This window comes from Amycolatopsis sp. cg13 (assembly GCF_041346965.1).
GTDB lineage: Bacteria > Actinomycetota > Actinomycetes > Mycobacteriales > Pseudonocardiaceae > Amycolatopsis.
Genome location: NZ_CP166848.1, coordinates 7,512,408 through 7,535,767, shown reverse-complemented (window position 1 = coordinate 7,535,767; position 23,360 = coordinate 7,512,408). Strand labels below are relative to the sequence as shown.

15 protein-coding genes are annotated in these 23,360 nt (G+C 66.6%); 8 read left to right on the top strand and 7 right to left on the bottom strand.

The features are described from left to right. Positions 1-60: 60 nt before the first annotated feature. Entirely contained in the window at positions 61-8,514 is an 8,454-nt protein-coding gene (locus AB5I40_RS35365; protein ID WP_370934521.1) for a DNRLRE domain-containing protein, read from the bottom strand. A gap of 448 nt (positions 8,515-8,962) precedes the next feature. On the opposite strand from AB5I40_RS35365, the gene AB5I40_RS35360 reads away from it, so the two are divergent. The 5 genes from AB5I40_RS35360 (at position 8,963) to AB5I40_RS35340 (ending at position 13,796) form a co-directional block, all read left to right on the top strand. After that, the gene (locus AB5I40_RS35360; protein WP_370934520.1) at positions 8,963-10,012 is read left to right on the top strand and encodes a YncE family protein; all 1,050 of its coding nucleotides are present in this window, start codon (positions 8,963-8,965) and stop codon (positions 10,010-10,012) included. Positions 10,013-10,179: 167 nt separating this feature from the next. After that, positions 10,180-10,905, top strand: a complete 726-nt coding sequence (locus tag AB5I40_RS35355; protein WP_370934519.1) for a creatininase family protein — start codon at positions 10,180-10,182, stop codon at positions 10,903-10,905. A 4-nt stretch (positions 10,906-10,909) separates the two neighbouring features. Further along, positions 10,910-11,788: an amidohydrolase family protein gene (locus AB5I40_RS35350; protein WP_370934518.1), complete on the top strand. Its 879-nt coding sequence runs from the start codon at positions 10,910-10,912 to the stop codon at positions 11,786-11,788. Beyond that, positions 11,785-12,687, top strand: coding sequence for a dihydrodipicolinate synthase family protein (locus AB5I40_RS35345; RefSeq protein ID WP_370934517.1), 903 nt, complete (start codon positions 11,785-11,787; stop codon positions 12,685-12,687). The genes AB5I40_RS35350 and AB5I40_RS35345 overlap by 4 nt, the downstream gene beginning before the upstream one ends. Next, positions 12,684-13,796, top strand: a complete 1,113-nt coding sequence (locus AB5I40_RS35340; RefSeq protein ID WP_370934516.1) for a mandelate racemase/muconate lactonizing enzyme family protein — start codon at positions 12,684-12,686, stop codon at positions 13,794-13,796. Before AB5I40_RS35345 ends, AB5I40_RS35340 begins: the two co-directional genes overlap by 4 nt. Here the strand turns inward: AB5I40_RS35340 and AB5I40_RS35335 are convergent. Continuing rightward, a complete protein-coding gene (locus AB5I40_RS35335) occupies positions 13,780-15,354 on the bottom strand; it encodes a N,N-dimethylformamidase beta subunit family domain-containing protein (RefSeq protein ID WP_370934515.1) in 1,575 nt (524 codons plus the stop codon). The genes AB5I40_RS35340 and AB5I40_RS35335 overlap by 17 nt on opposite strands. Next, complete coding sequence (locus AB5I40_RS35330) at positions 15,351-16,694, bottom strand: MFS transporter (RefSeq protein ID WP_370934514.1); 1,344 nt, start codon at positions 16,692-16,694, stop codon at positions 15,351-15,353. Before AB5I40_RS35330 ends, AB5I40_RS35335 begins: the two co-directional genes overlap by 4 nt. A gap of 199 nt (positions 16,695-16,893) precedes the next feature. On the opposite strand from AB5I40_RS35330, the gene AB5I40_RS35325 reads away from it, so the two are divergent. After that, positions 16,894-18,324 carry an FAD-binding oxidoreductase gene (locus AB5I40_RS35325; protein WP_370934513.1) on the top strand — a complete coding sequence of 477 codons (1,431 nt, stop codon included), beginning with the start codon at positions 16,894-16,896 and terminating at the stop codon, positions 18,322-18,324. 46 nt (positions 18,325-18,370) lie between these two features. Here AB5I40_RS35325 and AB5I40_RS35320 read toward each other — a convergent pair whose 3' ends face one another. Next, entirely contained in the window at positions 18,371-18,817 is a 447-nt protein-coding gene (locus AB5I40_RS35320) for a VOC family protein (RefSeq protein ID WP_370934512.1), read from the bottom strand. A gap of 106 nt (positions 18,818-18,923) precedes the next feature. Between AB5I40_RS35320 and AB5I40_RS35315 the strand changes: the two genes are divergently transcribed. Beyond that, positions 18,924-20,090, top strand: a complete 1,167-nt coding sequence (locus AB5I40_RS35315; protein ID WP_370934511.1) for a winged helix DNA-binding domain-containing protein — start codon at positions 18,924-18,926, stop codon at positions 20,088-20,090. Here AB5I40_RS35315 and AB5I40_RS35310 read toward each other — a convergent pair. Further along, complete coding sequence (locus AB5I40_RS35310) at positions 20,059-21,066, bottom strand: aldo/keto reductase (RefSeq protein WP_370934510.1); 1,008 nt, start codon at positions 21,064-21,066, stop codon at positions 20,059-20,061. The genes AB5I40_RS35315 and AB5I40_RS35310 overlap by 32 nt on opposite strands. 91 nt (positions 21,067-21,157) lie before the next feature. Here AB5I40_RS35310 and AB5I40_RS35305 point away from each other — a divergent pair, with 91 nt between their 5' ends. Further along, positions 21,158-22,060: an LD-carboxypeptidase gene (locus AB5I40_RS35305; protein WP_370934509.1), complete on the top strand. Its 903-nt coding sequence runs from the start codon at positions 21,158-21,160 to the stop codon at positions 22,058-22,060. Here the strand turns inward: AB5I40_RS35305 and AB5I40_RS35300 are convergent. Continuing rightward, positions 22,057-22,518: a dihydrofolate reductase gene (locus AB5I40_RS35300; protein WP_370934508.1), complete on the bottom strand. Its 462-nt coding sequence runs from the start codon at positions 22,516-22,518 to the stop codon at positions 22,057-22,059. The two genes, AB5I40_RS35305 and AB5I40_RS35300, sit on opposite strands and share 4 nt — an antisense overlap. Continuing rightward, on the bottom strand, positions 22,518-23,315 hold the full coding sequence (locus AB5I40_RS35295) for a thymidylate synthase (protein WP_370934507.1): 798 nt from the start codon (positions 23,313-23,315) through the stop codon (positions 22,518-22,520). The genes AB5I40_RS35300 and AB5I40_RS35295 overlap by 1 nt, the downstream gene beginning before the upstream one ends. Between the last annotated feature and the right edge of the window lie 45 nt (positions 23,316-23,360).

Below are 23,360 nucleotides of genomic sequence, written 5' to 3'. Positions count from 1 at the left end.
AACTCCGCGTGCGGCCGGGCGTACGGTGGCAGGTACGGCTCGTAACCATCCCAGTTCATATTACCTTATTACCACACGGATGTTCGCGGACTGCAACGCCTGAAGCAGCGGACCCGTGGGACCGCCAAGACCCGTCACCGGGCTCTTCGTGAAATGCCATTCGACCGACTTGACACCGCCGATAGATCTCTGCATGATTTCCACATCTTTTTGTATCTGCATTTTGATGTCGCTGGTCAGTGACGTGCGACCAAGCTTCGACTCAATGGCGACACCGCTGGTCGTCAGAACATCGATTCTACGGGCCCCCGAGGCGGCCTGCAGCGTGACCTCACGCTGAGCACCTGGAAATCCTGCAGCAATCGCGTCCGCCGCAGCGTCACCGTTGATCTTGTTCGCCGCAATCCCGCCCTCGACCTTCTTCGCGTCGCCGAAGACCTTGCCGATGAACTTTCCGGCAGCTCCGCCCCCGACTTCAAGTGCTACCCCGCCGCACGCCAGCGCATCCATCGTGGCGCACGCCGGAATGTTGGACAGGAAGACGTCGTAGATGAACCCGGCCACCCCGTGCAACGGCTGACCCATCCGGCATTCGTCGAGAGATCCGCCGAGAGTGTCGCAGACGAGAGCTTCTGTCGCCGGGCCTCGGTTGGCGAACTCCATCGCTTCGCGCCAGGTGAATCCCGATGAGCCTTCGTAGCCGAACCCACGGAGCACATCCAGCTTTTCCTTGGGCAATTCACCGCCTGTCGCAGGCGTGTTCATCGCACTGTTCACCCCAGCCTCGGCGCTGGCTTTCTCGCGAAGCCCCTCCGGGATCTGGACATTGTGCTGCTCGCGATAGGCCAGGTCAGCCTGGGCACAACTGTGGATTTCCCCGCATCGATAGGTATCAGTGTCGATATGACCGTCGAGCTCGACTCGGCTGACCGGATTTCCACCGGTGAACGCATAACGGCTTCCGGAGAAAGCATCGGTGGTCAACCCCAGATCACCGAGCGCACCGTTGTAGGAATCGCGAGTAAGGAAGGTGTTGCGGCCCGGACTGTAGTGACGGAACCCCATGTCGTAATTGCCGCTGGCAGTGTCGTAACGCTTCCCGTTGAAGCGGTAGGAGTTGTAGGCCTGCGCCGAAGGATCCTGCGGCTTAGGCTTGTCAATCCCGGTAAACGACTGCTTGTCGTCACTCCCGTAAGCCGTATAACCGTAAGTCGCCTTCGTATCGCCCTTATCCGTAGTAAGAGTCTCGACATCCGTATGCGGGTTATACCCGTACTGAGTCGTCTCCTTGCCACCGTCACCGGTCTGCTTGGTCTGCGACAGCCGCTGCCCATTGGGGCTGTACTGGTAAGACTTGTCCAGCTTCCCGGCAAGCTTCTCGTTCAAGACATTGGAAGACAGACCGAGATAAGCGAAATCAGTGGTCTTACCGCCCTCGGTCTTGGCGAGCGTCCGGTCCAGCGGGTCGTACGCATACGTCGTCGTAACCCGCTCAGTCGCGCTGCCTTCCTTGAGCTTCTGGTACTCCGCAATGCGATCGAAGCCGTCGTACCGGTACTTCTCCAGCAACGTCCCGTCGACAGTCACGTTGTCCAGCCGACCGAACGGGTCGTAAGTGTGCGTGCTGGTGTTCTTGTCGATCGACGACGTGACCAGCCGGTTGCGGTCATACGTGTACTTCGTGGTCTTCCCGTCGATCGTCTGCTCGATGACGTTGTTGTTCGCATCGTGCAGGTACTTCTCGACGCCGAGGGTGGCGCCCGAAGGCTCCGTCTTGGTCGATGAGCGGAGCCGGTCTCGGGGGTCGTAAGCGAAGGCGCGGGTGTTGTCCAGATAAGCGCCGTGGTTGTCGGCGTTCATCGTGTGTTGCGTGTCGTGCGCGGGGTTGCCGTTGGCGTCGTAGTCGCGGGTGTGTTCGCTGACGATCGTGCCGTCGGGCTTGCGTTCGACCTCGTGCCGCAGTGCGCCGTCCGGGAAGTACTCGGACTGGAGCTGGTTGCCGTTCGCCTTGGTTTCGAGGAGTTTCTGAGCTCGGGGCGTGTAGGTGTAGGTCGTGTTCTGCGGCGCACCGCCGGTGTCGGTGTTGGTGACCTTCTCGACCAGGTCGCGAACGTCGTACTCGTACACCGAGTGCTGGTCGTCGTGGTCCCGGGTCTTCGGGTTGCCGTTGGGGTCGTAGCTGTAGGTGGTGGTCTTGGCTACGGCGCCCTTGAGCTTTTCCTGGACCTGCTGGATCTGGTTCAGCCCGTTGTACGCGATCGCATAGTTGTCGATCTTGGTGTTCGGACTCGAGTCGGTGATGTCGACCAGATTGTTGTTCGGGTCGTAGCGGTAGCCGAACGTTTTTTGCTGGGCCGGGCCGGTTTCGCCGCTGCCGTCGCGGACGATCTTCACCGCGTCCGCGGCTACGACGCCGTTGGCCTTGTCCGACAGAGTGACCTTGCGCGGCTGGCCTTCGGTGAGACCGTACGAGCCGAGGCTGACCCATTGGCCGGGTTGCTGGGTCTGGTCAACGGTCTTGGTCGTGCTGCCGCCGTCGTGATCGATGGTGTAGGTGGCGTTGGTGGCGGTGGCTGCCTTGGGATAGCGGACGAAGATCTCGTAGGTCCCGGTGCGCGGCGCGTCGAGGTTCCAGGCGACCGTGTCACTGCCCGTGCCGGGGTTGTGCCGCCGGTAGTCGAAGCCTTCGTAGTCAGGGTTCGGGTCGGCCCCGCCGGTGCCCCAGGTGCCGGTGACGATGGCGGCGGGGTCGCTGTTGTCGATCACCCGCACATCCCGGCCGATCGGGACGCCGTCGTCGGAGCGCGACTTCAGCTTTCCGTCCGGGTAGAACGACCACGCCATGGTGCGGCTCATGGATCCGCCGGCCGCGGTGAGCGTGCGGGCAGTCTGCTTGCCGAGCTGGTCGTAGTCGTAGGTGGTGGTGATGTTCCACGGGTCGACGCTGGAGCGCAGCCAGCCGGTGTCGAAGTAGCTGGTGCGCGTGACGTTGCGGAAGTTCTGGCCGTTGGACGGCGGCGCGCTGACTTCGGTGAGCCGGCCGACCTCGTCGTAGCTGTAGGTCGTCTTGTCCGGCGTCTTGACGCGTTCGTCGTTGACGTCGAACGGGGTCTGCTGTTCGATCGGGCGGTTCAGCTTGTCGTAGACAGTGACCGCGGCGAAGTTGTCGGTGTTGCCGGCGATCTCCGTGCCGCGCGGGGAAATGACCTTGGTCTTGTTGCCGACCTCGTCGTACTCGAAGCGGGTCTTGCGGTAGACGGGATTGCCCGACGCGTCCTTGGCGCGCGGCACCCATTGCTCCTCGACCATGGCGCGGGCGTCGAGTTTGAGCACCGAGGTGTTCTGCTCGGCATCGGTAGTCTCGACGATATTGCCGTCTCGGTCGTACTTCCGGCCGGTGGTGAAGCCCGCGGCGTCAGTGACCGTTTTGACGCGGTGGTTCAGGTCGTAGGCGTACTTCGCCGTGTACGCCTTGGGGTCGTGCGTCGCGGTCTTGCGCGGGTCGACCACGGTGGTGAGGTTGCCGACGTTGTCGTAGTCGTATGTGGCCCGGTTGCCGCTGGCGTCGACGGTGGCGATGACCCGGTTGAGCTGGTCGTATTCCCGGGTCGTGGTGAAGTCGCCGGGGTCGGGCGTCAGGGCGCCCTTCGGATCAGTTTGCCGCAGCAGGTTTCCGACGTTGTCGTAGTCGTAAGTCGTGGTCCGGTCGGGATCGCCTGCATCGTCCTTGGGGGCGCTGACCGCGGCGATCTCGTCAGTGGGCCGGTAAGCGGCCGAGGTGACCGCGCCGTTGGCCGCCGTCGTTTTGATGACGTTGTCGTTCGAGTCGTATTGCGCGCCGGGGGTGAAGATGAAGTCGCCCTTGTCGGCGTCCTTGGGCACCTTGGACGACAGCGGCCTGCCGAAGAGGTCGTAGGTGTACTCGCTGACCTTCTTGCGTGCGTCCATTGTGGACAGCACGTTGCCCGTAGCGTCGAACTTGGTCAGGGTGTCATGGCCGTAGGCGTCGGTAATCTGGCGCGGCGAGCCGATGGGGTCGTAATCCCCGAAGGTCGTGGTGTTGTTGTTGGCGTCGGTGACGGTCAGCAGCTGGCCATAGCTGTCGTAGCTGCTCAAAGTGGTGTAGTGGCCGGAAGCGGGATCTCCGCTGCCCTTGGGATCGGTGACGGCGACCAGGTTTCCGCGGTCGTCGTATGTGAACAGCCACTTGCGGCCTTCAGGGGTGATTTTCTCGGTCAGGTCGGCGACGTGGCCGCCCAGCCCGGTCCGGTAGTTCAGCGCGGTAGCCGGGGTTTTGTTCGCGTTGGCCTCGGCGTCGGCAATGCTCTTCGGGTAGCCGGTGACCGGGTCGTATTCCCAGGTGGCGACGGCCTTGCCGCCGTCCTCGGCCAGGCGGCGGACGTTGTTGTCGGCGTCCCAGGTCAGTTCGGTGGTCTGGTTCTTCGCGTTGGTCAGCTTCGTCGGGCGGCCGTAGCCGTCGATGAGCGTGTCGGACGCGTGGCCGTTGGCGTCGGTCACGATCGAGTCGACCGCCGAACTGTGCTCCGGATCCGGGTAGCGGTAGTCGAAGCTGGTGTCTTTCCCGGCCCGGTTGGTCAGCGTCCGCGTCTTCCATTTGCGGGCCGGATCGTCGTAATAGGACAGTCCGGTGGAATTGCCGCGCGGGTCGGTGACCGAGATCAGCTTCGCGTTCTTGTTCAGCAACGCGTTGTTGTAGAAGAAGGTGAACGTCTTGTGCTGATCGGTGCCCGCGCCGTCGGTGATCTCCTGCAGCAGGCCGCGGTCGCTGTAGACGAACTCGATGCGGCGTCCGGAGATGTCGGTGATCGCCTTGAGCTGGTTGGCGATCTTACCGTTGGCCAGGTTGACGCCGTGGTGCTTCTTGTCGCCGGTGAAATAGTCGTAGTCCGGGTCGCCGTTCTGGAAATACTCGAAGTTCAGGGTCCGGCGGCCGGTGGCGTCGGTGAGGTATTTCAGGATGCCGGTGTTGTGGTTGTTGACGCACGAGCGTTCGTAGGTGAACTGGAGCTCGTTGCCGTTCTTGTCGACGGTGGCGCTCTGGTAGCCGTCGCTGTCGAACACGAGCTGGGTACGGTCCGGCCGCGTCATCACCCACGTGCGGTTCGGGTCGCTGCTCCCGGTGCGCTGCAGGTAGAGATGGACGCCGGCGGGCTTGTCGTAGTCCCACAGCCGCGGGTCGGGGCTGTCGTGCTTGTTCAGCGCGAACTGGTGGCTGGTGCCGTCCCCGTCGGTCAGCACGATCTTGGCCGGATACCCCGCCCCGCCCCAGCCGTAGAACTCCAGCGGGGTGCCCAGCCTGGCCAAGGTGGAGGCGGAGAGAGACCAGCCGGAACCGATGTAGGAGTTGGACGTGTCCTGGGCGTTGTAGGTCATCCGCAGGAACGTCGCCAGGCCGCGGCTCGGATTGCTCAACGCGTTGTAGGACCACACCGCGTTGCCCGCGAACTGGTTGACCATCAGGGTCGAGCCGGCTCCGGTGTTGCCGCCGGAGTAGGAGTAGAACTTCTCCAGGCCCAGCTGGTCCGACTTCGGATCGTCGATCGTGATGTTCTGTGCCAGCGGCGGGATCTTCGTCGTTTCCGACAGCCACTTCCCGGTCGTCCGGTTCCGCAGGTCCCACTTCAGCACGAAGGCTTCGCGTTTGTTGCCGAGGTCGAACGGGGTCGCTGTCTTCACTTTCGCGTCGACCGCGACCACGCCGTCGGGCGCGATGTCCTTGGGCAGCGGCGTCTCGAGCCGGTTGCCGGGGCCGGTCACATCGGTGCCGTCGGGCAGTTCCCAGTGGTAGGACAACGCGTAGTCGGCCGCGGGCCAGGCCGCGCCGGTCGTGTTGGTGAGGGTGACCGGGACGGGGTACTCGTCGCCGGGGATCATCCGGTCCGGCGTGGTCGGGGCGTAGTAGGTGCTTTCCGCGGTCTGTTCGGTGTAGACCACGGTCAGTTTCGGGCGCAGGCGCGGCTCGGCGGCCTCGCTGCTGAGGAAAATCGTGCGCTCGGCCGGGTTGGCTTCGTCAGCCAGCTTCACCAGCGCGCCGTGGTTGCTCGCCGGATCGTTGACCCACCGCTGTGCCAGACCGGTCACGCCGAGGACGCGCAAAGCGGGGTCGTTCGTGACTCCGGTGGTGGTTCCGGCGACGGCCGGGTCGAAATCGCCGCCGGGAGTCGACCAGGCGCGACCCGCGCTCGCCTTGTTCCAGGTGGCGCTGCCCTGGTCGAAGTCCTTCGTGAGCCCGTGCGCTTCGTAAGTGCCGGTGCCCACCGGCGTGCCGCCGACGTAGGTGAAGCCCCAGAGGCTGAGCTCCGCGTTCTGCACTCGCGCGCCGGACGGAATCCCGCCCAGATCCGGGAATTTCACCACGCCGCGGGTCGCGCCGAAGGTGCCGGAGTTGTTGCCGACCGACAGCCACGGCTCGCCGGTCAGCTTGTCGTGCGGCTGATCGGGTTGCTTGCTGGCCAGGGTGGTGTCGGCGGCGTTGCCCTGAAGGACCTTGACGACCTGGCCCGCTTTGGGCAGCCGCACCAGCTGCGTCGCGGACGGGATCAGCTGGCCGTCGCGCGTTATGGCCGCGACGACGTAGTAGAAGGCGTTGCCGAACGGCTGCGGATCGTCGGCTTTGGTCGGCTGCGCCGTGGTGTCGGCGTAGCTGGCGGTGCCGGGACGCAGCGGGGCGACGAGTGTCGCCGCCGTCGGGGTGAACTGCTGGAATACCGAACGGTGGACCTGGTACTCGACCAGGTCGTTCCCCGGATAGGCCGACCAGGTCAGGTTCGCGCCGGTAGCTCGGATCGTCGTCGGCGCGTCCAGGGCGGGACCAGGTTTGCCGTAGGTGAGCAGCAGTCGCGGGGTCTGCTCGGTCGCGCCGTTGTAGGCATACTCGGCGGCCTCGTAGCGCGGACCGCCCATGCCCCGCGTCTCGTCAGCGGCCTTGAGCAGGAAACCGTGGTTGGGCTGTGCGCCGTCCAGCCAGCTTTGGACGGTCGAACGCACGCTGAAGCTGTGCCACACATTGGCCTTGTTCGCCTTCTTGACCTGCGTGCCGGGCTTGGTCAGGCGTACGGCGTCGGCCACGACCTCCTTGCCCGGCACCCCGCCGAGCACGACCTTGTGCCCGGTGCCCGCTTTGAACGGCCAGGTGCCCAGGGACTTCCATCCGCCGGCGGCCGAGGCGGTCTGGTCCACCGGCACGGTCTGCTGCCCGCCGTTGTAGAACACGGTGTACGGCGTGTTGGACGCCCGGTTCGCTCCGGGCACGTAGTGCACCTCGACCTGGTAATCGCCGTCCTCGGTGAGGCGGGGAACCCAGGTGTAGTCGCCGCCGCGGCTGCCGACCCGGTAGCTGTGGCCCACCGCCTGTTCAGCGTCGCCGGTATCGACCGTGCGCCACTCGCCGTTCGCGGCGGTACGACCGGGTTCGCCGTCGTCGACGTTGTCCTGGTTCTGGCCCACCTCGGCGAACGCGGCCGCGGAGGAATTCCAGGTCGCGGTGCTCGCCGTCCACGGCTGGGTCGCGCGGTGCGCTTCCACGGTGACGTCGTTGGCGCCTGTCGTGTGGTCCTGGTCGTAGTACACCTGCAGCTGCGCCGAATCCAGCCGCGTGCCAGCCGGAATGTTCGCGAGGTCGAACTTCAGCAAGCTGCGCGCGGTGCCGGAGTTCGTCGCTCCGACCGAGAGCCGCCAGCTGCCGTCGTGGTTGGCGTCCGGCTCGTCGGAGGTCACCATCGTGTCCTGCGCCTGGGTGGCGGTGGGCTGGATCTTGATGGTCGGGTCGATCACCACCGGGTACACGCGTTCCTTGGCGCGCAGCCATTCCTGGTCCGCGGTCACCGTGATCGTGAACCGGTTGCCCTCGGCGCGAACCGTCTGGGCGACCTTTCCGCTCCACGACTTCCCGTACGGAGAAGCCGCGTCGTCGCGACCGTCCAGCATGAACGGCTTGGCCATGACGAACAGCGGCCCGCCGTCGCGGTCCCCGCCCGCGCGGAAGAAGGCGATCGAACCGTCCTTTTGCTGCGCGGCCTCGACACCGGCCAGGTCCATGGTGAAGCTGTAGCTCGGCCCCTGGGCCGGAGGTTTGGCCAGCACGAGCTTTTCTTTCAACGCGTCCGGGGTCACCTGGTACACCACATCGGCACCGGGGAATGCGCCCGGATAGGTGATCGCACTGCCCTCGACGCGCGGTTCCAGTGAACGCGATTCACCGGCGATACCGAGCCGGATTTCCCGTTCGCCTTGCTTGAAACCGACGAGATGATCCGTTTTAACCCCGAAAGAACTGTGGAAAGTGTTGTGTTCGCTGCGGTAAACGAAACCCTCCGGCGCGGACGTTTTCTCGATCCGGGTGTCGATGTCCTGCCAGTGCCCGGCGGTGTCGCGATAGTGCAGCGGCGTTTGCGACACCTGGAGCTGCGTCCGACCGTCCGACAAGGGGAAAGCCTTGGTCGTGAGCGTCCGCTGCTCGACCTTTTCGGCCAGCCGCTTCGCCTCGGGTGCCATCTGCCCGACCGGCGCTGATTCGTGGCGGGGCAACGCATCCGCCGGCCCGGGCGGCGACGGGGGAACGCCGCGATGGGAGTGCGCCGGCGGGCCCGCGGCCGGACGCGGCGGCAGCGCGGCAGCCACCGGACCCGCGCCGAAAACGGTGCCAGCCGTTACGATAATCGTAAGCGCGCAGCACAAAAAAGCGCGTTTGGTCGACATCTCTGGCTTCCCCCTGCACAATCGCGCCCGAGTCCGCTTGATATGCGACTGACCGGCGACAACGCCAGGCATCCCCTCTGGGCGGCGAACACCGCAATCGACGGTACAACCGGGTGATCACGTCCTCAATAGGCCGGATGGTCCAGCTTGGACAATCGCGGCGGGATAGACCGATCGCGCGGTATTCGCTACATTCGAGCCACTCAGTCATGCAATCGCATGGTCCACGGATGGGGAGGCCGGGATGAGCATTATTCCGCGCGCGAAAATAATGTTTCTCACCGCGGCGGCGGCCGCGGCGCTGCTCACCGTCGCGCCCAGCGCGGAGGCTAGCCCGGATACGAGTTCGCTGGGGCTGCCCGCCTACTCCGATCTGGTCGTCGACGACGCGAACCACCATGTGTTCGTAAGCGGCGGCAAGACGAGCAACGGCGTCGTCGTCACCGACTTCGGCGGCTGGGTGCGCAAGACCATCGACGGACAGTTCGGCGCGTCCGGGCTCGTGCTCTCAGCCGACGGCCGCACGTTGTACGTCGCGCTCGCGTCCGGTGACGCGATCTCCGCGATCGACACCACCACGCTCGCCGAAACCGCTCGTTACCCCACTGGAGCTCAGACCTGCCCGGCGCATCTCGCGCGCACCGGCAGCGTCGTGTGGTTCGGTTACGGGTGCGAGGAATCCTGGAACGGCGGCATCGGCAAGCTCGACACCGCTGCCGCCCCTCCTGCGGTCACCCTCGATCAGCAGGGCGCGAACGTCCGGTTCCACCACGCGCCGCTCGTCGCGGCTCAGTCCGGCGATGCCGGACCGCTCGTGGCGGGGCAGGCGGAGCTCAGCCAATCGTCGGTCTACGTTTATGCCGTCGCCGCGGGCAAGCTTGAGTCCCGCGCGTCTGGTGCGGTCGTCGGCAGCGACCTGGCCGACCTCACGCTCTCTCCGGACGGCACCGCCATCTACACCGCCTCGGGCTCCCGCGACGCGGTCGAAGCCTTTAACAGCAAGGACCTCACTCGCGCCGGCGCGTATCACACCGGGCAGTATCCGAACTCCGTCGCTGCTTCAGCGGACGGCAAGTACCTCGCGGGCGGCGTCCGCAACCCGCGCGATGACGTCTACGTCTACAAGGTCGGCGGCAGCGCGCCAGTGGCCACGTTGGATGCGACTGGCGACGGCGTCCTCGCGCCCCGAGGGTTGGCGTGGGCTGCGGACGGCGAGCGGCTGTTCGCCATCACTCGGCCTGCCAATGGGGCGGAGCCAGCGTTGCGCGTGCTCAAGGATCCGACTGACCGGTAAGCCCTCTCCGCACGTCCCCGGCCCGGCCGATGCTCCACCGGCCGGGCTGCTTCTTGCCGTCCGGTCAACGGCATTGCTTCTCCCCTCCGGATCGACTATCTTCCTAAATCAGGAAGACTTCTACGAAATACCGGAAGATAGGCCAACCGGAGTATCGGGGAGACGTCGTGGGCGCACTGTTGCGCTGGGCGGAGGCCGACCGCGCCGCGGTGCGGGGCGTGCTTTCCGAGGCGCTCGTCTTGGTGCCCATCGGCGCGACCGAGCAGCACGGGCCGCATTTGCCTACGGGGACGGACGCGTTTCTCGCGGCTGCGGTGTGCGAGCGCGCGGCTGAGATCGCGGCGCCGCGGGCCGAGCGGGCGTTGTTGCTTGCGCCGCCGATTCCGTATGGGGCTTCTGATCATCATCTTCCCTTCAACGGCACGCTTTCGCTGTCGGCGCAGACCTTGGTGCACGTGCTTGACGATCTGGCTCGGTCGATCGCGGTGCAGGGCGGGAAGCGGATGGTCGTGGTCAACGGGCACGGGGGCAACGTGGGGGTTTGCCACGCGTTCGCTGGAGGTGCGTCGACTCGGCATGGGCTTGCGGTGGCGCATACCGATTACTGGCGGGTCCTCGAGCCTGAGGACATCGTTCCTGGGCATGCTGGCGAGTTCGAGACCTCGATGATGTTGGCGGTTCGCGGGGAGCTGGTTCAGGAGAGAGCAGCCCGGGAGAAGCCGCCGCAAACCCGGGTGTCTGATGTGGACATCCACTCTGGACAGGTCTGGCGGGAGATTGACGGGTATACCGACCAGCCCGCGTTAGCTACGGAGGGTCAGGGGCACAGGTGGTTCGAGAGGATCACCAACGGGCTCGCGGATCGGTTTGTGGCGCTGGCGAAGGTGTTGTGAAGCGATGATCGTGGACGTGCACACTCACACTCCGACCCACCGGGCCGCGGTGCCGGAGGACGAGTTGCGCGTTTACGAGGGGTGGCGTACCGACCGGGCCGTGGTCACCACCAATTCCTGGGACGACTACGACAAAGCCACTGCGGCGGCTGATCTGTCCATTGTGTTCAACATCGCGGTCGAGAAGCCCGAAGAGGCCACGGGGTTGCCGTATCGGGCGGAGGACACCAATACTGCCACGGCGGCGTTCGCGGCGGACGATCCTGAGCGGCGGATCGGGTTCATGTCGGTGAATCCGACCGCGGCCGACGTGTTCGAAGAGGCTGATCGGTGTCGTGAACTGGGGCTGGTCGGGGTGAAGCTCGGGCCGAACTATCAGAACTTCGATCCGCTGTCGCAGCCAGCGCTGGACTTCTACGGTTACTGTGAGCGGAACGGGTTGCCGATCTTGTTTCATCAGGGAGCATCGCCTATTCGGCAGGCACCGCTCCGCTACACGTATCCGCTCGTCACGGACGAGGTCGCGTTGCAGTTCCCGGAACTGCGGATTGTCATGGCGCACATGGGGCATCCATGGGGGCGTGAGACTGTGGTGACCATCCGCAAGCATCCGCACGTCTACGCCGACGTCTCCTCGATCTACCTCCGTCCTTGGGTCTGCTACGAATCGCTGCTCGCGGCGCAGGAGTGGGGTGTGCCGCACAAGCTGTTGCTGGGGTCGGATTTTCCGATCGCCACTACCGCGGAGGCAATGGCGGGCATCCGGCGGGTCAATGACATCGTCGAGGGCACGGCGTTGCCCAAGATTTCCGCGGAGCTGATCGAGGGAGTCATTCACGCGGACGCAGTTGCCGCGCTTGGCCTGGAGAGGAATCCTCGATGACGCCGATCCGGGGAGTTTCTCCCGTTCTCGAGGTGCCTTTTACTGACGACGGCGAGATCGATGTTTCCGGCTTTCGGCGCGTGGTCCGGCATGTCCTCGGGACCGGCGTCGGCAGCGTGATGTTCCCGGGGTTCGCGTCGGAGTTCTACAAGTTGGCGGAGGACGAACGGCAGGCGCTCACTCAGGTGTTGCTGACGGAAACCGCGCTGCGGCCGGATGTCTTGGCCATCGTCGCGGTCCAGGATCATGCGACGCGCCTTGCGGTGAAGCGGGCTACCGAGGCGGTGGACGCGGGCGCTGATTTGATCAATCTTTTGCCGCCGCACTATTTGCAGCCCTCCCGGAAAGCGCTGGTCAAGCATATTCGGGAGGTGCTTGACGCGGTGGATCCGACTCCGGTGGTGGTGCAATACGCACCCGCCGAGACCGGCACCCGGCTTGATGCGGACGTCCTTCGCACGATCGCGGCCAAGCACGCCAATCTGCGGCTGGTCAAGGTCGAGTCGAGCCCGCCGGGGCCGTTGATCGCCGAGCTGGCTGCTGGGGACCCGCCGATTCCGGCGGTCGAGGGGTACGCGGGGGTGCAATTGCCGGACGCGATCCGGCGGGGTGCGGTCGGGACGCAGCCTGGGTGTTCGTTCACCGAGATTTACGTGGAGATCTGGCGGCGGTTCGAGAGCGGGGACGACGCGGGCGGGGACGAGTTGCACCGCAGGCTGCTGCCCTATATCTCCTACTGGATGCTGGACACCGAGCGGATTATCGCGACCGAGAAGCTGATTTCGGTCCGCCGCGGGCTGTTCGCCAGCCCGTACTGTCGCGCGCCCGCGCACCGGCTCGACGCCGAGGACATCCGGATGATCGACCGGTTTCTAGCGGAGTTCCGTGAGTTCCTGTGAGTACAGTCGAAGACATCGAGGTCGTCGCGATCAGTCCGGTCGTGCGGCCGGAACTCGTCGTGGCCGGGGCTCGCGGGACGCATGATCGTTCCGACTTCTTGCTGGTCCGGGTGACCACTTCGGACGGTGCGACCGGGCTGGGCGAGGTCAGCGCGACGCTTCAGTGGAGTGGCGAAGACGCTGGTACGGCGGAGTATCTCATCAGAAAAGCCCTTGCTCCGGCGATCCTCGGCCGGCCGCTCGTCCCGGTCGCTGATCTCGAGCGGTGGATGGACGACGCGGCGGCTGGTGCGCCGTTCACCAAAGCGGGGATCTCGACGGCATTGTGGGACGCGTACGCGCGCACGCTCGACGTTCCGCTCGCGACCGCGCTCGGTGGTCCATTAAGGACCGAAGTGCCGGTGAAGTGCTCACTCAGCGGCAGCGGGCAAAGACTCCACGACGTCTACCAGGCAGCCTACGAAGCGGGTTTTCGCAGCTATAAACTGAAAATCGGTTTCGACCCTGAAGAGGACGCCCGTAGGCTCGCAGAGACCCGCGCGCTCGTCGGGGCGGACACGTTCCTCGGGCTCGACGCGAACGGCGGCTACCGGCCTGCGGACGCCGCGAGGGCGATTGAGTTGATGCGCGACCAGGACCCGGCGTTTCTCGAGCAGCCGGTGGCACCCGGGGATCTCGCCGGGATGCGCGACCTGCGCGGACGCGGTCTGTCCATTGTGGCGGATGAAAGCGTGTTCGGCACTGACGATCTGGTGTCCGTGATCCGAGCCGAAGCGGCGGACGCGGTCAGCCTCTATATCGGCAAAGCGGGCGGGCCAGGCCGAGTGGTGTCGATGGCGCACCTCGCGAACGCGTTCGGACTGGACGTCGTGCTCGGGTCCAATGGGGAGCTGGGCATCGGCGCGGCGGCCCAGCTCCACGCCGCTTGTGCCGCACCGGGGTTGTCGACCCGGATTCCCTCCGACATCATCGGCGCGCACTATTACGAGCGCGACATCCTCAAGACCCCGTTGCACAGCGACGGCCACAAGGTCCGGCTCGGCGACACACCTGGCCTGGGCGTCGAGGTAGCCGACGACATCGCCGCTGGATTCAGGAGCGTCCGATAAACCGGTCGAGCACGTTCGCGGTCACCGCCGAGACACCGTCGTCCACCAGCACCGACGACGACCAGGCAATCGAGCCGACCGAGAACACCTCGCCGCCGCTGGCTGTCGGGTAGCAAGCGATCTCGCCACCGCCGTCACCGGGGTTGCGGCCGCGCGCGAGTACGTGAGTCCCTTGTGGACTGTGCGGGCCGGTCTTGTCGGTTTCATGGCCGGAAGCACCGCCGGGGCAGCGTTCGTGCAGGCTCCGGACGCCGAACAGGTCTCCCTTGGCCAATCCGGTGCCACGGAATGCCCAGTGGCCGGGGGCGAGCACCTCGTACGGCGCGCCGGTCATCGCACCCGCGCTGGTGAAGACCACGCCGAACAGCTCCGACGTCGGCCGGAACGTCCGGTGCATCCGGCTCTCGTATGGACCGTCCTCAATGGCCTGGGTGCGGAATTGCAGCGCGTCAGCAGTGAAAGCCACCTCGCAGTCGGCGACATTGCCGCCGAAGTTGGCGAGCTTTCCGCCGCGGTCGTGCACCCAGGAGTGGACCGCGGAGTACATCTCGCGGGACCAATACTCCGGATGCGTGCTCAGGACCAGCACGCGGTAGCTGTCCAAGGGCAGGGTGCCGTCGTGCAGGTGGGCGTCGGAATAGAGGTCGTATTCGTAGCCGTTGCGTTCGAGCCAGCTGAGCAGGCGCCATTCCGCAGCGGCCAGGTGACATGGCTGCCTGCCGCGGATCGGGTCCTCTGGTTGATCGTCCGCGCTGAGTTGGTTCAACGGCTCCGGACGCTCGAAGGACAGCGGCGGGTACGCGTCATCGGGCAGCGCGTGTTCGCTGAAGCTTGATTCGAGGTACCGGGGCATTTCCAAGCGGGGCACCAAAACTGGCGCGGACGGCAGTCCGGAAGCGTTGATGTAGTTGCTGCGGCCGCCGAAGTTATTGTAGGCGTTCCAGGTGTTCGTGGAGGCGACGACGGCGATCGGCGCGGTCGGCTGGCGCGGCGCGACCACCCAGGGGAACGAAAACCGCGCCCCAGACTCGCCTTCGACGTGAAAGTAGTACAGGCCAGTGCGGTCCGGAGCTGTAACGTATTGGCGGTGCGACGGATCGACGTAGCCTTTTTCGTTGAACCGCACACCGGTTTGCGTGTAGTCTCCGTCGGGCGTCACCTGCACTGTGGCGCGCGGCGCGTGTTCGTCGAACCAGCCGATCAGCGCCGTCTCCTCGGCCGCGGCCCCGTGTCGCCACAGGCTCAGCCGGTACGGCTCGGGGCTGTGGATCCGGAACTCGCCCTCGTCGCCGCTGCGGGCCCATTTCGGCCAGATATAACCGAAAATCTGGTCGGACAGCAGCCGGAATTGATGTGGTTCGCCGAGACCGAGTGCGACGTCGACGTGTTTGGCTCCGTAGCCGTCTTTGGCGAGGGTGACACGGTAGTCGCCGGGCGGGACGTCGGCGTGGATCGCGCCGGTCGCGGTGGAGCGGGCAGTCCAGCGGTCGCCGATCTCGACGAGCACGTCCGGCAAAGCGAGATAGCGTTCGTCGCTGACATATCCGAGCAAGGTCATACCGTCGCGGCTTTCGGTTCAACGGCTGGCTCCGGCAACGGTTGTCCGGCGCGTTCGGGCAACAGCAACATCGCGACCGCGCTGAGCACGCAGCCGGCGATCACGTAAATGCCGACGCCCCACACCGCGCCGGTCGCGCCGACCAGCCACGCGCTGAGGTACGGCGCGAATCCGCCGCCGAGCACGGCGGTGAGCTGATATCCCAGGTTGACGCCGGTGACGCGCGAGCGAGTGTCGAACAATTCGGACAGAATCGTCTGGGACAGCGCGGACATCGCCATCACGAACACCGAGAAGCCCAGCACCATCGCGACCGCCACGAGCACCGGGTTTTTCGTCTCGAACAGCCAGAACACCGGGAAGATCACCACGGCGAGCCCGACGCAGCCGCCGAGGAACACCGGTTTCCGGCCGATCCGGTCCGACAAAGCACCCCAGGTCGGGGCGAGAATGATCTGTGCGCCGGCGGCGACCATGGTCGCGGTGAGTGCCACCGACGCGGGCATGCCGAGATCTTTCTTGACGTACGACGCGCCGTACGTGGTGATCACGTAGCCGCCGATGCTGTTGGCGAAACCGAACAGAACACCGTAGATCAAATTGCGCGGACGACGCAGTACGGAGACCAACGGAATGCGCGCGCCGGAATCGACCTTGCGCGCGCGTTCGAACTCCGGAGTTTCGCCCGCCCGCAGCCGGATGACCAAGCCCGCGACCAGCAGCACGAAGCTCAGCAGGAACGGGATCCGCCAGCCCCAGGCCAGGAAATCCCGGTCGGGAAGCGTCGCGAACAACGCCATCAATCCGGAGGAAATGAGCAGCGCGACGCCCGCCCCGGAAAGGAGCAACGCACCGTAGAGACCGCGTTTGCGCGGCGGGGCGTGTTCGACGGCCAGCGAGATCGCGCCGCCCATTTCGCCGCCGGTCGAGAATCCCTGCAGCAGCCGCAGGATGACGAGCAGAATCGGGGCCGCGACGCCGATCTGGCGGTACCCGGGCAGCGCGCCGATGAGAATCGTGGCGATGCCCATCAGCACGATGGTGAGGATCAAAGCCTTCTTGCGCCCGAACCGGTCCGCGATGTGGCCGATCACGACGCCGCCGACCGGGCGCAGCACGAATCCGACGGCGAAGGTGGCGAACGACGACAGCTGCCCGGTGAGCGGGTCCGCGGACGGGAAGAACACGGCCGGGAACACGACGGCGGCGGCCAGGCCGAACAGGTAATAGTCGTAATACTCGAGCAGCGTGCCGATGCTGGAAGCCAGCACCGCGGACCGGCGCGCCGATCGAGGCGGGGCCGAACCGGAGCCGTCCGAGTGAGAGCTGTCTGCGCCCATGCCGACCGCACCTCCTGATCCGATGGTGGACCAAGGCCGGTCGACCTCGACCCGACAACCCCCCGAATCACGTATTTCCGAGATACCGTAGATACGTCTTCTATTTCGGAAAGATTAGTCTATGCTGGCGCCGTCGGACAAGGGGAATCTCGGGCGGGCGCCGGCGGTTTCCGCAGCACGCGCCGTGGAGGGGTCGACCATGACGTTGAGCCGTCGTCGTCTTTTGCAGTTGTCCGCGCTCGCGGCGGGCACGGCCGTGGTCGGGGCCGGAACCGTTGCCGAGGCCGCCGGAAAGGAGCCGGACTGGGCCGCGTTGCGCAGGCGGCTGCACGGCGCGCTGCTGCAGCGAAATCACGCTGGCTACGAGGAAATCCGCCCGCCGTTCAACATCCTTTACGACGACCGCTACCCGCCGGCGATCGCCCGCTGCGCCGACACCGACGACGTCCGGAAGTGCCTGGCTTTCGCCGGGGAAAACAAAATCGCCTTCGCGGCCCGCAGCGGCGGCCACAGTTATGTCGCATATTCCACTCCGGGCGACGGATTGGTCGCGGACCTCAAGCTGATGAACCGCGTGGAGGTCCGGCGGAACGGCACCGCGGTCGTCGGCCCCGGCACGCGGTTGATCGACGTTTATCACGCGCTCGCCGCCGAAGGTCGCGCATTGCCGGGCGGCACCTGCGGTTCGGTCGGCATCGCCGGGCTCGCGCTCGGCGGCGGGATCGGCGTGCTGATGCGGAAGTACGGACTGACCTGCGACCACCTGGTCGGCGCGAAAGTCGTGGCGCCGCGCGATCTTCGGGTGCATTCGGTCGACCCGGGTTCGGACCTCGGCTGGGCGCTCACCGGCGGAGGCGGCGGGAACTTCGGCGTCACCACGGAATTCACCTTCCGCACGGTGCCCGCGCCGCCGCGGGTCACGGTGTTCGTGGTGAACTTCCCCGAGGGGTCCGGCACCGACGTCTACGGTGCCTGGCAGGACTGGATCACCGCCGCGCCAAGGGAATTCTGGTCGAACATCTCGGTGCTCGGCGGCCCGAACCCGGCCGCGGGCGTGCCCGGCTGCCTCCTCGGCGGGGAGCAACAGGCGCGCGAACTCATCGCCGATCTGGAGCGCCGGGCCGGGGTCAAGGGCACTGTCAGCGGCTTCCAGGAGACCGACTATCTCGGTGCGATGGATTTCTGGTCCGGAAGCCTGGGACGCCGTCGTTTCATGGCGGCCTCCCGGGTTCTGGCGCGAAAAGCGGATCCGGCGCAGCTGAGCGCGCTCGTCACCGGCGAGACCAAGATCGCGCTGGAAGTGAACCCGCTCGACGCGGCGGTCTCCGACGTCCGCCCCACCGACACCGCGTTCGCCCACCGCGGTGTTTTCGGCGACGTGCAGGTTTACCTCAGCGCCGACCCGGACGTCGACCGGGAAACCGCGAAGCACGAGGTGAACGACGTCCAGGCACGGCTGGCGAAATTCGCCACCGGTGGCGCGTACGTCAACTACATCAACGACGACCAGAAGGATTGGGCCACCGCGTACTACGGGGTGAATCTCGGGACGCTCCGGGCGGTAGCGGCGAAGTACGACCCGAGTGGGGTGCTCGCGTTCGAGCAGGGTCTCTCGCCGCGCCCGGTGTGAAAGCCGGTCTGCGGCCGGCGCAGGACTCCGGCCGCAGACCGGCGGGCTAGGCGGCGACCTGCAGGATCCAGGTCACCCCGAAGCGGTCCCGGAGCATGCCGAACGCCGGGGCCCACTGGGACGGGCCGTACGGCTCGATCACCGTCGCGTCCTCGGACAGCTTCTTCCAGAACTCGCCGACCTCGTCGACGGAATCGCCGCTGACGGACAGGAAGAACTTCTCCGTCGTAATGGTCGTCCCGTTCTCGCGGGTGGTCTCCCCGACCGGCGCGGCGGCGGCGAGGCCGGGAACGTCGTAGGCCATCACCTGGAACCCGTTCTCGCCGATGACCTGCCCGAAGACGACGTGGTCCGCGCCGGGCGCTTCCTTCGGCATGCCGAAGTCGCCGTAGGTGGCGATCCGGATCTCCCCGCCGAAGACCGACCGGTAGAACTCGAGCGCCTCCCTGGCCTCGCCCCGGAAGTTCAAGTGGGCGACGGCGTGCACTGCCATGATTTCGACTCCTCGATTCCAGCGCCGGACTCGTTCCCGCGCTGGAACCGAGACTCGCACCAGTAGCGGTCAGGCAGTGGCCGCTACTTCCGGCATGATCGAAACCATGCGAAAGGTGACCGACGACGAGCGACGAGACCGCATCGGACTGCGGCACGCATTGGCGACCGCCGCGCCCGGGGTGGAGGACGCCGTCCGCGCGGTCACTTGCTTGCACGCGACCGAGGCCAGCAGCATCTATCTGTCCGCGTACGCCCGGTCTCGCGCCGACCGAGAGTCCATTTCGGACGCATTGTTCGGTCGACGCACTGTGGTGCGGCAGTTGGCGATGCGCCGGACGGTGTTCGCGTTTCCGGTCGATTTGTTCGCTGCGGCAAGGGGAAGCGCGTCAGCTCGGGTCGCTCGGCAGCTGACCGCACGGCTGGCGAAAGATGTCGGCGATGATCCGGCCTGGGTCGCCGCCCGCTGCTCCGAGGCGCTCGCGGCAATCCGCGAAGAACCCGGGACCGCTGCCCAGCTCCGTACCCGGGTTCCCTCGCTCAACACACGGATCGCCGCCGAAGGAAGGCCCACCGTCCTCGCCCCTGTGGGATCCCGCATCCTTTCCGTGCTCGCGGCCAGCGGCGCGGTGGTGCGCGGCGAAAACGCCGGTCGCTGGCAGACGTCGCGTCCAGTGTGGACAGCGGTTGAGCAGTGGTTAGGCGAGGATCCGGGCGTCCTGGACGAACGGGAGGGCTACCGGGAGCTGGTGCGGCGGTGGCTGTGGTCGTTCGGGCCGGGGACCGAGGACGACCTGGTGTGGTGGCTCGGCGCGACGAAAACCGCGGTCCGCCGCGCGCTGGACGACGTCGGCGCGGCGCCCGCCCTGCTGGAGGACGGCACCCCGGCGTGGCTGCATCCCGACGACGAAGAGGAGGTCCGCCTTGACGGGGACTGGGCGGCGCTCCTCCCGACCCTCGACCCGACCACCATGGGTTGGCGCCGCCGCGACTTCTATCTGGGCGACCACGGCCCGCATCTCTTCGACGGCGCGGGCAACGCCGGTCCGACCGCGTGGTGGAACGGGCGGATCGTCGGGACCTGGACGCAACAGGCGGACGGGACGGTGGAGGTCGTGGCGATCGATCCGTTGCCCCGGGCCGCGGTGCGGGCGTTGGACGAGGAGGCCGCGAAGCTCACCGCCTGGTTCGACGGTGAGCTGGTCGCGACCGGTTACGTGCCGCCACTGATTCAGGGCCGGGTCAGTCGCGGCGGCGGAGCTTCGGGTCGATAAGCGAAGGCGGGACGTACGACACGTCGATCGGCCCCACATCGGTGCCCGGCGCGACGATCTCGTCGATCCGGTCCAGGACCTCGTCGTCCAGCCGGGTATCGGTGCCAGCCAGCAGGTCGTCCAGCTGCGGCAACGTCCGAGGCCCGATGATCGCGGACGTCACGGCCGGATGGTTGACCGCGAACGCCAGCGCCAGATGCGTCAGCGAAAGCCCGGCTTCCTCGGCCACCCGCGCGAGCTGTTCGACCGCCGCGTGTTTGCGCTCGTCGCTCATGTGCCGCGGCACGAACCGCAGCTGTGCTTCCCGCAGCTGCTCGCCACCGGGCCGATAACGGCCGGTCAGCAGGCCCATCGCGAGCGGGCTCCACACCAGGACCCCCATGCCGTACCGGTCGCACACCGGCAGGATTTCGCTCTCGATCCCCCGGTTGAGCAGCGAGTACGTCGGCTGCTCGGTCCGCAGCCGGGCCAGCCCCGCGCGTTGCGACACCCACTGGGATTCGACGATCTCGGACGCCGGGAAGTTCGAGGACCCGATGGCGCGCACCTTGCCGCTGCGCACCAGGTCGGTCAGCGCGGAGAGGGTTTCCTCCAGGTCGGTGCCGGGATCGGGGTGATGGAGCTGGTAGAGATCGAGGTGGTCCGTCCGCAAGCGCCGCAACGACTGTTCGACCTCCGCGACGATCCACCGCCGGGAGCTTCCGCCGCGGCCCGGGCCCATCGAGCCGTTGACCTTCGTGGCCACCACGACCTCGTCCCGGCGGCCCTTCAACGCCGCGCCAAGGATCTCCTCGGACTCCCCGCCGGGCCCGTAAACGTCAGCGGTGTCAACGAAATTGATCCCCGCGTCGAGCGCCCGGTGCACCATCCGGACGCACTCGCCGTGGTCGGGATTGCCGATCTGCCCGAACTTCATCGTGCCGAGGCAATAGGCGCTGACCTTGATTCCGGTCCGCCCTAAAAGCCGCATCTGCATGTGCCGGTTTCCTTTCCTGAGCAAAGCCACGCTGGCAGAGGAAGCGGTCAGCCAGTGACCGCTACCGCGCACAATCTGCGAAAGTGATCAGGTGACCGACGCCGTGCTGCCGCCCCGGCTCCGCCGCGGAGACCGCGTCCGGCTCGTCTCCCCGGCGAGCTGGCCCACCGACGAGATGCTCGCGGAATCCGTGCGGACGCTGGAAAACTGGGGCCTGACCGTCGAAGTCGGCAAGCACGCGCTCGACCGGCACGGGTACCTCGCCGGACTCGACGAGGACCGGTTAGCCGACCTCAACGACGCCTACCGCGACCCCGGCGTGCGCGCGGTCATCGCGACCCGCGGCGGGGCCGGGGCGTACCGGATCGCCGACGGGATCGATTTCGCGGCCGTCCGAGCGGATCCCAAGCCGCTCATGGGGTTCAGCGACATCACCAACCTGCATCTCGCGTTGTGGCGGCACTGCCGGATCGCCGGGATCCACGGCTTCCTCGCCAGCGAGCGCTCCGCCGAATCAACCCGGCGGCTGCTGTTCGAAACTGAGCCGACGACCCTGCACCGCGACCCGAACGCGCTCACCGCAGCGGTCTCGTTTCCCGGGACGGCCACCGGGAACCTCGTCGGCGGCCATCTCGGCACCATCATCGGGTTCATCGGAGCCGGACTGCCCAGTCTCGACGGCGCGATCCTGTTCCTCGAAGCCCCGCGCGCGATCGGGCTCGGGCAGGTCGACCGGCAACTGACGCACCTCATGCGGTCCGGGTCGCTGCGCGGTCTGCGCGGGGTCGCGCTCGGCCGGTTCCCCGGGTTCGAGGACTACACCGACCGCAGCTGGACCGTCCTCGACGTGCTGCGCGACCGGCTCGGCGCGCTGGACGTCCCGGTGCTCGGCGGCATCGACGTCGGCCACGGCACCGCCCCGCTGTCGGTCCCGCTCGGCCCGGTCGCGACGCTCGACGCGGACACGCTCACCGTCGGGCCCGCGGTCCGCTAGGAACCCCAGCTCAGGTGCCGGAAGTGCAGCCCGTTCTTCGACTCCTGCCACTCCCCGACGGTGTCCGGCTCCCGGCCGATCTCCGGCGCGTAGACGTCGCCCTCGAAGGACTCGCGGAGTTCGGTCACCTCGATCCGGTCCGCGAACGGCAGCGACTCCTGGTAAATCCGCGCGCCGCCCATCACCCACACATCCCCGTCGGCGGCCGCAAACGCTTGCTCCAGGCTGGGGAACGTCTCCGCGCCGTCTTGGGGCGTGCGCGACACCACCAGGTTGCGCCGTCCGGGCAACGGCCGGACGCGCTCCGGCAGCGACTCCCACGTACGCCGACCCATCAGCACGGTCGCGCCCGCGGTCACCGTGCGGAAGTGCTTCATGTCCTCCGGGATGTGCCACGGCAACTCGTTGTCCCGGCCGATGACGCGGTTCGCCGACTGCGCCCAGATGAGTCCGATCATCAGACGGCCACCGGAGCCTTGATGCCGGGGTGCGGGTCGTAGCCCTCCAGCACGATGTCCTCGTATCGGTAGTCGAACAGGCTCTCCACCGGCTTCAGCCTCAGTGACGGGAACGCTCGCGCGTCCCGAGAGAGTTGCTTATACACCTGGTCGACGTGGTTGTCGTAGATATGGCAGTCTCCGCCGGTCCATATGAATTCGCCGACGCGCAGGCCCACCCGTTCGGCGATCATGTGCGTTAGCAGGGCGTAGCTCGCGATGTTGAACGGGACGCCGAGGAACAGGTCCGCGCTGCGCTGGTACAGCTGGCAGGACAGTTCGCCCTCGGCCACGTAGAACTGGAAGAACGCGTGGCACGGCGGGAGCGCCATCTGCGGGATATCTCCGACGTTCCATGCCGAGACGATGATCCGCCGGGAATCCGGGTTCTCCTTCAGGGTGCTCAGCACCTCGCTGATCTGGTCGACGTGTCCACCGTCGGGCGTCGGCCAGGAGCGCCATTGTACGCCGTACACCGGACCGAGGTCGCCGTCCTCGGCGGCCCACTCGTCCCAGATTGTGACGCCGTGGTCACGCAGCCAGTTGACGTTCGAGTCGCCGCGCAGGAACCACAGCAGTTCGTACGCGATCGAGCGGAAGTGCACCTTTTTCGTGGTGATCAGCGGGAATCCGTCGGCCAGCCGGTAGCGCAGCTGGTGCCCGAAAATCGACCGGGTGCCCGTACCGGTGCGGTCCCCCTTCTTGGCTCCGGTGTCGAGCACGCGCTGAAGCAGGTCTTCGTACTGCGTATCCGGCATGCCCGAATCGTAATCCAGAGAAGCTGGCAGGCCACGCACCCCCAT